The organism is Psychrobacter nivimaris (assembly GCF_009812035.1).
GTDB classification, from domain to species: domain Bacteria; phylum Pseudomonadota; class Gammaproteobacteria; order Pseudomonadales; family Moraxellaceae; genus Psychrobacter; species Psychrobacter nivimaris.
The window spans coordinates 40,706-52,277 of the sequence record NZ_VZIZ01000021.1 but is presented as its reverse complement, the minus strand read 5'-3'; the positions used below and the strand labels follow the sequence as shown (position 1 = coordinate 52,277).

At 42.0% G+C, this 11,572-nt stretch carries 11 protein-coding genes; 4 read left to right on the top strand and 7 right to left on the bottom strand.

Features of this window, described 5'->3' with window-relative positions:
* Nucleotides 1-789 precede the first annotated feature (789 nt).
* Complete coding sequence (pssA, locus tag FQV37_RS09560; RefSeq protein ID WP_240991002.1) at nt 790-1,704, bottom strand: CDP-diacylglycerol--serine O-phosphatidyltransferase; 915 nt, start codon at nt 1,702-1,704, stop codon at nt 790-792.
* A 26-nt stretch (nt 1,705-1,730) separates the two neighbouring features.
* Nucleotides 1,731-2,618 carry a 23S rRNA (adenine(2030)-N(6))-methyltransferase RlmJ gene (locus tag FQV37_RS09555; protein ID WP_057758888.1) on the bottom strand — a complete coding sequence of 296 codons (888 nt, stop codon included), beginning with the start codon at nt 2,616-2,618 and terminating at the stop codon, nt 1,731-1,733.
* A gap of 141 nt (nt 2,619-2,759) precedes the next feature.
* On the opposite strand from FQV37_RS09555, the gene FQV37_RS09550 reads away from it, so the two are divergent.
* The 4 genes from FQV37_RS09550 to FQV37_RS09535 all read left to right on the top strand — a co-directional run bounded on the left by FQV37_RS09550 (nt 2,760) and on the right by FQV37_RS09535 (nt 7,832).
* Entirely contained in the window at nt 2,760-3,512 is a 753-nt protein-coding gene (locus FQV37_RS09550) for a 2OG-Fe(II) oxygenase (RefSeq protein WP_160022634.1), read from the top strand.
* 57 nt (nt 3,513-3,569) lie between these two features.
* The gene (locus FQV37_RS09545; RefSeq protein WP_102093256.1) at nt 3,570-4,034 is read left to right on the top strand and encodes a hypothetical protein; all 465 of its coding nucleotides are present in this window, start codon (nt 3,570-3,572) and stop codon (nt 4,032-4,034) included.
* Nucleotides 4,035-4,168: 134 nt separating this feature from the next.
* Entirely contained in the window at nt 4,169-5,368 is a 1,200-nt protein-coding gene (gene dapE / locus FQV37_RS09540; RefSeq protein ID WP_160022632.1) for a succinyl-diaminopimelate desuccinylase, read from the top strand.
* A gap of 277 nt (nt 5,369-5,645) precedes the next feature.
* Nucleotides 5,646-7,832, top strand: coding sequence for a TonB-dependent receptor family protein (locus tag FQV37_RS09535; protein WP_160022630.1), 2,187 nt, complete (start codon nt 5,646-5,648; stop codon nt 7,830-7,832).
* A 210-nt stretch (nt 7,833-8,042) separates the two neighbouring features.
* Here the strand turns inward: FQV37_RS09535 and FQV37_RS09530 are convergent, their stop codons facing one another.
* The 5 genes from FQV37_RS09530 to FQV37_RS09510 all read right to left on the bottom strand — a co-directional run bounded on the left by FQV37_RS09530 (nt 8,043) and on the right by FQV37_RS09510 (nt 11,523).
* Nucleotides 8,043-8,525: a GyrI-like domain-containing protein gene (locus FQV37_RS09530; RefSeq protein ID WP_160022628.1), complete on the bottom strand. Its 483-nt coding sequence runs from the start codon at nt 8,523-8,525 to the stop codon at nt 8,043-8,045.
* A 65-nt stretch (nt 8,526-8,590) separates the two neighbouring features.
* The gene (gene iscX / locus FQV37_RS09525; RefSeq protein WP_021812734.1) at nt 8,591-8,800 is read right to left on the bottom strand and encodes a Fe-S cluster assembly protein IscX; all 210 of its coding nucleotides are present in this window, start codon (nt 8,798-8,800) and stop codon (nt 8,591-8,593) included.
* Between the two features lie 176 nt (nt 8,801-8,976).
* Nucleotides 8,977-9,513, bottom strand: a complete 537-nt coding sequence (locus tag FQV37_RS09520) for an acyl-CoA thioesterase (RefSeq protein ID WP_160022626.1) — start codon at nt 9,511-9,513, stop codon at nt 8,977-8,979.
* A 274-nt stretch (nt 9,514-9,787) separates the two neighbouring features.
* Entirely contained in the window at nt 9,788-11,188 is a 1,401-nt protein-coding gene (locus FQV37_RS09515; RefSeq protein ID WP_160022624.1) for an NAD(P)(+) transhydrogenase (Re/Si-specific) subunit beta, read from the bottom strand.
* Nucleotides 11,185-11,523 (bottom strand): proton-translocating transhydrogenase family protein, encoded by a 339-nt coding sequence (locus tag FQV37_RS09510; RefSeq protein WP_197707696.1) that lies wholly within the window; start codon nt 11,521-11,523, stop codon nt 11,185-11,187. The genes FQV37_RS09515 and FQV37_RS09510 overlap by 4 nt, the downstream gene beginning before the upstream one ends.
* Nucleotides 11,524-11,572 lie beyond the last annotated feature (49 nt).

Below are 11,572 nucleotides of genomic sequence, written 5' to 3'. Positions count from 1 at the left end.
AAACTCTTCAGTTTAATCTTGCTATGAAGCTCTTTAAAGAAGCTTCTAAACTTGGCTCATCTAATCTGGCAAAATCGCTAAAAATTATGTTCGTAATGAATTAACTTTGAGTTTTTCTGCTGTCTTAAATGATAATTTTTATAGTTAATAATCTTTCCGAAAAGAAAAGATAGTCAACTTTATTTTTTAGCATTCTGAATCAGCAAAAATCCACACAAGTTGTTCTTTAGTTATGCTTTTAAATAATGTCTGACACTGTCGTCCAGTGCTAGTATTTCAAACTAAACAAGTCAGCCAATGTGGCTTATCCTATTTAGCGAGCTGACCATCATATCATGTTTTAATAGTCTGTCAACTTCTTTTTTTAATTTGTTTCAATAAGTTAACTGGGTTATTAATGTGTAATCTACACACTATCTACCTCCAGCTCGTCTTGATGAGGTGCGTATTATAGACGCTATATTTATTTAGTCAAGAAGTATTTGCTATTTAATTTAAACAATTTGCATTGCTCAAACCTGTAACCTACTTCCCTTTCGACTGGGTGGCATTATACGGAGTTTTAGATAGAAAACAAGGAAACTCTATAAATAATCTCAGTTATTTTCTATCAGCGATACTCTATTTACCTAACCTATTGTTATCGCTATCAAACTTTAAATACTGTCTTTTATATCTATAGATTTAGCTTTTTTATATGGGCTGGTGTACTTCAGCAGTATATAGAGTGCGTAAAAAAAGGAACTTACCTGACGGTAAGTTCCCTTATATAAAATCTAAATACAGCGTTTAACTTTTCACTTTCGTTTTAATCGTAGTCACGATACCTGATAACGCATAGATAATACCGATGGCTAAGATACCAACAGGAATATCATAGAGCACGATGCTCATGACTAACACCCCAATAATAAGCACTACAAAAGGTACTTTCTTTTTGTCAAATTCTTTAAAGCTATAGTATTTGACATTGCTGACCATCAGTAGACCACAAGTCACTACCCAAGCTGCAAACAATAGCATGACAGCTGTATCATATTGACCAATCCACTCGTTATGATCGACTGCAACCATCACAGCGGACGTCACCAATATGGCAGCAAGCGGACTTGCCAAACCAACAAAGTATTTTTTATCGACGATACCGACCTGAACATTAAAGCGTGCAAGGCGAAAAGCAGCACAAGCAGTAAAGACAAACGCACAGCCAATGCCGATACGAGCCAATGGCTCTAAAGCAAAGCTATAAATCAAAATAGCAGGGGCAACGCCAAACGCTAGCATATCTGCTAAAGAGTCATATTGCTCACCAAATGGACTTTGCGCATTGAGCATACGTGCGACACGTCCATCTGCGCCATCAAGAATAGCGGATAAAAAGATAGCCAAAGCTGCCCTATAGAACTCGCCTTGGGTACTCGCCAAAATCGAGTAAAAGCCTGACAGTAGCGATAAGGTAGTGATCAGATTGGGTGCCAAATAAACACCGCGACTAACCACTCGCTTACCTTCGGCTACTTCAGCTTCAATCACCTCAAATGTCAAACCATCATAGCTGTCGTTATCCGCTAGGCGGATATTAAACTCGTGCTCATCAATAAACGGTGGCTGTGTCGCTGCATTATCTTGCAGCGAGCCGTCATTTAAGGACGCATTGTTCACAGGTGCATTATTCGGCTGGCCGATAGGTGGCTGAGTCGTCATCTTAATATCCTTATTGGCCGTTATTGCTATTCGCCGACGAGCCAGCGCACATTGGTCGCACTATCAGGCGTCAAGTTTGGCGCGTCTTCTACTTTTAGTACTGGCTGTAAGAAACGTAATATCTCACGTGCATGATTATCAAACTGCCATGGCGGATTGATAACCAGTAGACCTGTACCGTTCAGACCAACTGCAACATCATTAGGATAAATGTTTAGCTCACAAACCAGCTGACGTCTCATTTCAGTACGTTTGAGCTTTTTATAGAAGAGCTCTACGGCTTCGATGTTTTTGATTGGGAACCAAAGCGCATAAGTACCTTGTGGCCACTTGTTATAAGCCGCGACCAATAGGTCGATAAGGCGCGTAAAGTCTTTATGCTCTTGCTCATAAGGGGGATCAAGGAAAATCAAACCGCGCTTTTCTTTTGGTGGAATAACAGCGGTAATACCTTCAAAAGCATCACGATGCTGGATACCAATTGGCAACTTATGTAGCTGATAGTTTAACGCATCGTATTCAGTCGCTTTGGCTTCAAAAGCCTCAGCACGCACGCCAGCATCAGGCTTTTTAGCGGCGGTTTTTTCGACGTGATGGGCCACCCACCATGGCGAACCAGGATAGACTTTATTGTCATAAGTGAATTTGGCTTGCTTGATGCCTTCCATATAATCTTTGACAGCAGCTGGTGCCTTTTCGGTATCTGCTTTTAGAAAAGCTTGAATACCGCCTTTGGCCTCACCTGTTTTGCGCGCTTCTTCACTGCTTAGTGAATACAGTCCACGACCGCCATAAGCGTCAAGCACATAAAAAGGTTTGTTTTTCTGCCCCAGTTGATTAAGCAGTTGTACCAATAAAATGTGTTTAACCACATCAGCAAAGTTACCAGCGTGGTAGGCGTGTTTATAGTTCATAATCTCAAAAGTTTAAATAAGAAAAATTGCATCTATGGTAGCATAGGCAGAGTAAAAGATAATGTGGTTTTAGTAAGTGCTTTCAATAAAAACGTATTGAATGACGGTATATTGACAGCTGATTGATAATAATGAGATGAAATGACGCAGATTATTAGCAACCTTAACAAGACAGCGTTGGTCGTTGATCGTCCGATAGGTCAGGATAATCCACCATTACTGCTGCCAAATACTCATGATGTTAGCCAAGAAATTCCTACTCAGCACGTATTGCAAATGTCTGACTTTGCGGTGGACTGGGATGATAAGCTGACGGATAAACAGCTTGATACCTTTGTCACTGACGGCTGGCTCATCATTGATGACGTATTCAATAGTACTGCCTTATTAGCACTACAAGCAGAAAGCGGTTTTGTTGACTATCGTGATGCAGAGCTGACCGCTGGTGTTCGCATCAGTGATATTCGCGGTGATAGAATACGCTGGATTACTGAAAACTTTTTTGCAGGCTATTACTATCTACAAAGCATCAATGCTTTGGCCTCGCTATTCAATCGTAGTTTATTTGCTGGTATTCGCCATAGCGAAGCGCATTATGCGTGCTATCCGACTGGTTTTGGCTATCAATGGCACAGTGACAACCCTGCTGGACGTGATGAACGTGTTATCTCGGCGGTTTTTTATCTCAATGATAATTGGGAAGCAGCCGATGGCGGTGCACTAGAGGTCGTTGACAAACATGGCACGCACCATGAAGTGATGCCAGTTGCCAATAGACTGATTATTTTCGATAGCGATTTACGTCATCAAGTACAAATTGCGCATCGTCAACGCTACTCTATCGCTACTTGGCTAAGACGTGATGATGCTGTAGTTTTGTTTGCTACGCCCTGAGTATATCTATCATTCGCTACGGCTCTAAGTAAGATTTGTTAATTAAGGACAATAATAATGCGTAAGAATCTATTCAACCATTCTGTTTTACTTATTATGTTACCTTTGCTTGCAAGCTGCACGACTATTAATCATCAAGCCTTCACTCAACAAATCAGTGAGCCTTTCTTTACCTATCACCTACCAAAATCCACCTCTGAAAAACCTGTAATAGTTACACCAACTGCTATCACTACTGAGTTCAAGTATGAGAACGGGTGTCTACTTGCATTTGATGGAACAAGATGGATGACGCCAGTGTTTCCAGAAGGACATGCCACTTTCGATATTAGTAATAAAACTTTAGAATTATTAGGAACAAGTTATCAAATGGGCGAAGTTGTTTTCGCTGGTGGCAATATCAGTAATTATGACAGAGACAAAGCTAAAACTTATAGCAATACTCTAGCCGAAAAATGTATTACAGAGTATTTAGCAAAATTTTATGGTGATTATGAAAAAATTTACTTAGACAGAGACTAATATTTTTTTAGCTATAGAAATCGATTAACCTTTATATATTTGCAACGCATAAATAATTAGTACCAAATAGACCTGATAAAAAATAAGCTATCTTTTATAGCAAAAAACATTAACTCAACTTACCTAGGACTGTCATGAGTTCAGAAAATAATAGCAAAACCCATCAGCAAGAAACCTTAGATTTAAGTATTGCACTGTTAGAGCGCCCTTCAGTAACGCCCGATGACGATGGTTGCCAAGATATGTTGTCAGCACGGTTAGAGCAGGCAGGTTTTGATTGCGAGTTTATGTATTTTGGCGATAGAAAACAAAGCGGTGAACATGCCGAAGTCAAAAACTTATGGGCACGCCGCGGTACTACCGATCCAGTGATTTGTTTTGCTGGTCATACTGACGTCGTGCCAACGGGTGATGAGAAAAACTGGACCTACCCTCCGTTTACTCCAACTATCGCTGATGGGTATCTGTGGGCACGCGGTGCCGCCGATATGAAAACGGGTATTGCAGCTTTTACTGTCGCAGCCGAACGCTTCGTCGCCAATCATCCTGAGCACAATGGCTCAATTGCTTTTTTAATCACTTCAGATGAAGAAGGGCCGTCAATTAATGGTACGGTCAAAGTGATCGAGACTTTAGAAGCTCGTCAAGAAAAAATCACCTACTGTCTCGTTGGTGAGCCATCAAGTACCGATACGTTAGGCGATATCATCAAAAACGGTCGTCGTGGCTCGCTAGGTGCTGAGCTTACCGTTACAGGTAAACAAGGCCATGTCGCCTATCCACATCTAGCATCTAATCCAATTCATGCGGCGATGTCTGCCCTTGCTGAATTGACTTCTACCGCATGGGACAACGGCAACGACTACTTCCCAGCCACATCATTACAAATATCGAATATCAACGGCGGCACTGGCGCAACCAATGTCATTCCTGAAACGCTAAACGTGGTCTTTAACTTCCGTTTCTCAACTGAAACGACTGAGGATGAACTAAAGGCAAAAACGCATGCTATCTTTGATAAGCACTTTGCCAACAGTAAAGCGAGCTACGATATTCATTGGAAATTATCTGGTCAGCCATTCTTAACCCCTGAAGGAAAACTGGTTTCGGCATGTCAGAACGCCATCAAAAAAGTGACCGATGTCGATACAACGCTATCTACTTCTGGTGGTACGTCTGATGGTCGATTTATTGCCCCAACAGGTGCCCAAGTCGTCGAATTGGGTGTACGTAATGCGACGATTCATCAAGTCGATGAAAAAGTCGAAATCGATGATTTGGGCAAATTGGCGCAGATTTATGAAGGGATTTTAGAGCATTTATTGCTTAATTAGGCTCTACAGTATCAATGATGTTAATAAAAAAACAACAATAAAGGCAGTGCTTAAATGTTTAGCGCTGCCTTTATTTGTTTTAAGTATTATTACAACATATAAATAACCCTGTATTAACAGTCACTTAAGGTGACCACCACTAAAATTTTTGTAGATCCATTGAAAGCAGAATACATAAATGTTGCTTATTACTTGCAAACGATAATCATTATTGTTAATATTCACTTTTATAAAAATGCGGTATTAATTTTTATGCTTCCCTTTTGGAGTCCGTGAGATGTCTCATCCTTATAAGTCTGTTACTGTATTTTTATTGTCCACTTTAGCCTTGTCCATGCAGGCAGTTTATGCAAAAAGTGTTGATACCCAGCAAGGCAATCCCGAAGAATCAGCAATCTCGGTAACCTTAGACGAAATTACTGTTATCGGCAGTAAAGACAATGTACCGTTAATGACGGGTTCTGGTTATTACGTTGATAACGAACAGTTAGAAAATGAGCAAATTACAGATATTAACCAAGTTTTAAAGACCGTGCCAGGGGTTTACGTCTCTGAAGAAGATGGGTTGGGCTTACGTCCTAATATCAGTATTCGTGCCGGTATTGGTGGACGTAGTAGTAAGGTGCATTTAATGGAGGACGGTATTCCTATCGCGCCCGCTCCTTATGCTGCCCCTGCCGCTTATTACCATCCAACAGCGCTGCGTATGTCAGGAGTTGAGATTCTAAAAGGCGCGCCGCTGCTACGTTATGGGCCGCAAACGACCGGCGGCGTTATTAACTATCTATCAACCCCTATTCCTGCCACTAATGGCGGCCAAGCGATGACCTCAATCAACGACCGTGGCGGTGTGGATGTTCATGCTTATGCTGGTGGACGCGAAGGCGACTTTGCAGGCTCAATTGAAACTGTGCAACAACGAGGCAAAGGCTTTAAAGAGATTGATGGTAAAGACATTGGCGACTATGACAATCAAGATTATGTCCTAAAAGGTCGTTATCAGATCAATCCTGCGCATAGTTTATTTGCTAAAGCGCAGTATTCTGATAGATCTAGTGATGAGACTTACTTAGGTTTAACAGATGCTGACTTCAATGAAAACCCTAACAGACGCTACCCGATGTCTGCGCTTGATAATATACAAGACGAACATACCGGACTTAACTTGACGCACAACTGGATCACGGATAACAATAGCGAGCTACGTACGACCGCTTATTATAATAAAACCCATCGTAATTGGTATAAGCTTAGCGGTAATAAAATCAATGATTTTTATGAAGGTGATGTCACTCAAGGGCAGTTAGATGGTACCGAGGATTTAGCAGGTATTAGTATCCAAGCCAATGATCGCACTTATTATAGTACCGGTGTTCAGACGAACTTCAACACTGACATTTTAAGTGCCTATGGCGATCACAACATTGATGTGGGCGCACGCTATCACCGTGACAAAGTTGAGCGTTATCAGCCAATCGATACTTTTAATCAGGTTGACGGTGATTTAATTTATCAAAGTACGAAAGCCCCTAGCGCTAGCAATAACCGTGAAGAAAGAGCCAATGCAACTAGTCTTTGGCTGACTGATAAGTGGCAAGTGACTGACCCCTTAGTTCTAAATCTAGCCATGCGTTACGAGTATATTGATACTGAAGAGACACGCGGTGTTGATACTGATACTCAAGCACGCGTGAGCAATAATCAGTCTATATTTTTGCCCGGTTTATCCGCAAGCTACCAGCTCAATGATGAAGTACAGCTGATAGGGGGTGTCCACAAAGGCTTCAGCCCACTAGGCGCTGGGGTGTCCGAAGATGACAACACGGATCCTGAACAGAGCATCAACTACGAAATTGGTACACGCTATCGTGCTGGTAGTAATTATATGGAAGCGGTTGGCTTTTATAGTGACTTTGATTCTGTGATCAGAAACTGCTCAGAAAATGTACCTTGCGGTAGTAGCTCAAATCCCATAACATCAGGTAACGAAAAAGAGAGTGGTTCTGCGGTAATCGCAGGGCTTGAGTTAATGGCTGGCACTCGCTTTGATGGAGATGGATTCAGTATTCCACTGCATGCCACTTACACTTACACCCAAGCTGAGCTTGCCGAGGACTACAAAGACACGTTAGATGGCGATCGCTTAACGCTAGTGCCCAAAAATCAAGCCAGTGTGCGCGCCGGAATCGAGATGGATTCAGGTTGGGATACTTACTTGACTGCTAAATACGCTGGCGGCATTTGTGAATCAGTGGGCTGTAATCGTACCAATGAGCCGCGTAGCGAGACTGATTCGTTATTCACTTTTGATGCTATTACCCACTACCCTATCGGTTATGATGCTAAAATCTTTGGTAAGGTTGAAAACATCGCTGACAAACAAGTTATTGTGAGTCGTACGCCATACGGTGCTAGACCAAACCTACCACGTACCTTTACCATTGGTGTAACTAAAGCTTTTTAACTAGCATTGAATAAATAATTTTGATGAATTACTCATAATAAAAAACCCCACAGCTATAATAAAATAGATGTGGGGTTTTTTATAACTGCATTATGGTTTGTTAGACAATAAGCTACGCCTAAGTATTTTAAAAACCATCCATCTAAAGCTCACTTGATGCCGCGTCACAGATTACTATAGTCAAGTCGACTTCTTATAGTGTTGACAGCCTTACTCAATACCAATATAAAGATCCACTTGCCCAAACTCTAAATTACCACCGACATACTGCTCAAAATCGACATTATAAGTTCTGGTATGCTCACAGCTTGGATCATTAAAATAGGTCCATGCCTTCTCCCAAGCATTCATTACTGTATTAGGCATTCGACCTTGTTCAGAGAATACCAAATACTTTCCAGCCGGAATATTGACTGTTACTAAATTACCAGCGCTTTGCTGCTCTTGCTCGCTGTCTACTTTCCAGCTCGCCACGACATCAAAAGCGCCTACCAAATCATCACTCTCATAGTTGTGAAAGATACCGTAAATGTCTTCACCTTCAGAAAGCTGCTTTACATGGTTTTGATAGAACTTCTGCCATAATCTGCCAAGCTTGGCAGTGTCATGGCTTATCTCAGCGTTGTTGGTGGTACGAACGCTGATACCGCTACAAGCTATCGCTTCTGGTAGCTCTTTAATTTGTGATGTCATGATGCGGCCTTTTCTATCTGTTTATTTGATTTTCTGTTTATGGCAATGCTGGCAGATCAAGTCGATTAATCGGCTTCATCAATCCAGTTCATTTGAATGGCTTCTAAGATGCCTTCATTTGATTTTTGTGGATCATCATCAAAGCCTTCAAGTTCAGTTACCCAGCGATGCAAATCAGTAAAGCGAATATACTGCGGATCTGTTTCTGGAAACTTCTCGTAAAGCTCAATCGCGATATCTAAACTGTCTGTCCATTTTAATTTTTGTGGTGTCATAACGGTACCTTATTTTTAGTCGTTTTGAGAATCATCGTCTTAAAAGTAATGCCATCGTCCTAATACTGACGACTTGATGGGCTCTATCCTACCAAAATTCAGCAAATGATTATAGCCAAGTTATTTTACGATGCTGTTTTTCAATACTGGGTTTCAATACTGTTTTGCGATGTGGCTTAGGCTGATTTAGTCGATTTTACCGCGACTTGGTGCTCATTCCATGTGTTAATGGTATCTGTCAATTGCTCGCCCATCATATCTAATACTTCTGGTGTGCGCATACCTTTACTATCTGTAAAAACAAACTTGGTCATACCAACGCCCATCAGCTGGTTTTTGACAAAGAAGCGATGTTCAAAATACACATATTTATGATCCCATCCTGCGACTGCACTGCTAAGCGTCATTTTATCCAAAAATTTAATTTGCTTCAGATAAATCATCTCTTGCATGGCAATCACCCAATTCAGCGACTTAATGCCTTTTTTATGACAGCACGCCTTTACCCAGCGTGTCACGTTTAGCTCAATAAATGATAAATAACGATAATTGGGTAAATGATCGCGAAATCCCATATCGTGGGGCAAAATTCGATAATGACGGACGGTCGGTGCAGTCAATGTCTCTAGACTGATAGTTTCGCTCGTCGATTGATGCTTGAGCTGTTGCTTAAGTAAGCTGACCATAATAAAAAAACGCAGTAGCATGTTCATAAATTTTTCTCTTATTTCATCGTATTTATAATTGGTAATCGTCTATCGTTGAAGCTGTTCAGATGGGTTAAAAGGTTAGCGCATACCATATAGTGAGTACATAAAGCACAGTTAATATTGTGATCATTAAAAACTCACCGTAATTGGAAATAATCTCATTCTATAGTCGGTTCATAAATGCCGCCCACTTTAACGCAAAAAAAGCCACCTCAGTGACTTTCTTTATCTAAAAACTTATCTGCAAATAATCATAGTTAAAAACATAGCTTAGAGATTAATGACCACCACCATTGATAGTACGTACCATCTCTTCTACCATTTTCTTAGCATCGCCAAAGATCATCATCGTTTTGTCCATGTAGAACAAGCTATTATCCAGACCTGCATAACCGGTACTCATTGAACGCTTGATGACCATGACCGTCTGGGCTTTGCTGACTTCTAGAATCGGCATACCAAAGATTGGCGAAGTAGGATCATCTTTCGCAGATGGATTCACAACGTCGTTTGCACCGATAACTAATACCACATCTGTACTTGCAAAGTCTGAGTTAATCTCGTCCATCTCTAAAATGTCATCATAAGGGACATCAGCTTCAGCCAATAGGACGTTCATATGACCTGGCATACGACCCGCAACTGGATGGATAGCAAAGCGAACGTTAACACCTTCTTCTTTTAACAACTCATATAGCTCTTTTACTGCATTCTGTGCACGGCCTTGCGCCATACCGTAACCTGGTACGATGACCACGCTACTGGCATTAGACATCAGGAACCCTGCGTCTTCTGCTGAGCCTGCTTTGTAATTCTTCGGTGCCCCATCATCGCCGCCTGCTGCCACAGCTGACGTGCCCATGCCACCAAACAAGACATTAAGTAGTGAGCGGTTCATGGCTTTACACATGATGTAAGACAAGATCGCACCTGATGAACCGACCAGCGAACCTGCGATAATCAGCATCGAGTTGCCAAGGGTAAAACCAATACCTGCTGCTGCCCAACCTGAGAATGAGTTCAATAGTGATACAACTACTGGCATATCACCGCCGCCAATTGGCGCAATCCACATCCAACCGAAGATAACTGCAATCACTGCCATCGCATAAAATGCTGGTAGTGAGTCAGTGACGAAATAGATGCCACCGAACCCAATCATTGCAATGAATAGTAGCGCCTGAACCGGTTTTACCCAGCCGCCAACCAATGTTTTCGCCCAGCTTTTCGCGGCCAATTTACCAAAGGCAAAGACCGAGGCTGAGAATGTAATTGCACCGATGAAGCAACCGATAAATAGCTCGATGCGAGCAACGGCGCCATGCTGCTGTTCAGTGTGTAATACCGTCGCAAGTGCAATCGCAACCGCTGCCAAACCGACGAATGAATGCATTAAAGCAACCGTTTCTGGCATCTGGGTCATTGCGACTGTTTTCGCTTTCCACATACCAACGAGGGCACCTAAAACCATCGCCCCGATAATCAACCAAAGCACAGGGCCTTCTGCTAAAAAGAAGGTTGTCACAACGGCAATCGCCATCGCTGCCATACCAAAACGGTTACCACGAATCGCTGTCTTTGGGCTAGATAAACCACGCAAAGTTAAAACAAAGAGGATAGCGCCGACTAGGTAGAACCAATCTGCATTTTCCGCAATCATTGCTGAGAAATCGTTCATGCGTCACCTCCGGCATCAGTGGTTGCTACTGGTGCTTTTTTTACTTTCGGTTTAAACATTGCAAGCATACGCTCGGTCACAGCAAAGCCACCAAAAATATTGATACTGGCTAAAAATACTGCAAAGGCACCAAGCAAGCTGGTCGGTGTAAACATTGAACCATCAATCGTGACGGTCTGTAGCATCGCACCCACGATGACGATACTTGATAAAGCGTTGGTTACTGCCATCAATGGCGTATGCAATGCAGGCGTAACGCCCCAAACCACGTAGTATCCAACAAAAATAGCGAGCACAAATACAGTGAAAATCGCTACAAATGGTGTGCTACTCATGGCCGCACCGGCTGGCGCTGCAGCTAAAATAGTGGCAATCATCTAATCC

What these genes read in the sequence shown, in the direction of transcription:
- FQV37_RS09520 (WP_160022626.1), bottom strand. Translation starts at nt 9,513, where the DNA reads ATGAACATGCTACTGCGTTTTTTTATTATGGTCAGCTTACTTAAGCAA.
- pssA (WP_240991002.1), bottom strand. Translation starts at nt 1,704, where the DNA reads ATGACGACTCAGCCACCTATCGGCCAGCCGAATAATGCACCTGTGAAC.
- FQV37_RS09535 (WP_160022630.1), top strand. Translation starts at nt 5,646, where the DNA reads ATGTCTCATCCTTATAAGTCTGTTACTGTATTTTTATTGTCCACTTTA.
- FQV37_RS09510 (WP_197707696.1), bottom strand. Translation starts at nt 11,523, where the DNA reads ATGAGTAGCACACCATTTGTAGCGATTTTCACTGTATTTGTGCTCGCT.
- FQV37_RS09545 (WP_102093256.1), top strand. Translation starts at nt 3,570, where the DNA reads ATGCGTAAGAATCTATTCAACCATTCTGTTTTACTTATTATGTTACCT.
- iscX (WP_021812734.1), bottom strand. Translation starts at nt 8,800, where the DNA reads ATGACACCACAAAAATTAAAATGGACAGACAGTTTAGATATCGCGATT.
- FQV37_RS09555 (WP_057758888.1), bottom strand. Translation starts at nt 2,618, where the DNA reads ATGAACTATAAACACGCCTACCACGCTGGTAACTTTGCTGATGTGGTT.
- FQV37_RS09515 (WP_160022624.1), bottom strand. Translation starts at nt 11,188, where the DNA reads ATGAACGATTTCTCAGCAATGATTGCGGAAAATGCAGATTGGTTCTAC.
- FQV37_RS09530 (WP_160022628.1), bottom strand. Translation starts at nt 8,525, where the DNA reads ATGACATCACAAATTAAAGAGCTACCAGAAGCGATAGCTTGTAGCGGT.
- dapE (WP_160022632.1), top strand. Translation starts at nt 4,169, where the DNA reads ATGAGTTCAGAAAATAATAGCAAAACCCATCAGCAAGAAACCTTAGAT.
- FQV37_RS09550 (WP_160022634.1), top strand. Translation starts at nt 2,760, where the DNA reads ATGACGCAGATTATTAGCAACCTTAACAAGACAGCGTTGGTCGTTGAT.